Annotated in this window: 1 protein-coding gene; it reads left to right on the top strand. The window is 44.8% G+C overall.

The features are described from left to right. The coding region (locus tag ACLI1A_RS19600; RefSeq protein ID WP_411410389.1) for a hypothetical protein at nucleotides 1–281 on the top strand (281 nt) is incomplete at both ends.

The following is a 281-nucleotide window of genomic DNA, read 5'->3' as shown; positions in this document are numbered from 1 at the left end:
CCTATGAAGTTTACAGATATTTATCTTGCAGTAACTTCTGGTAGTGGTGCATCTACAGTAAATGCTGTGATTAACTTCGAAGACGGCACTTCACAAACCATATCTGGTATCAGCCTATTAGACTGGTATGCCACTGCTACCACTGCCCAGCCTGCACTTATAAGCAGCATAGGCCGTGTAAACAGGACCAATACTACCGGTGTACCTGAATCAGGTGCTTCAAAAGTATTCATGATAACCCTTACGCTGGATGCCGCTAACGTAGGCAAAACAGTAACCGG

It is taken from the genome of Flavobacterium sp. RHBU_3 (genome assembly GCF_046613565.1).
Lineage (GTDB): Bacteria > Bacteroidota > Bacteroidia > Flavobacteriales > Flavobacteriaceae > Flavobacterium.
This window is presented reverse-complemented; position numbering and strand designations above follow the sequence as displayed.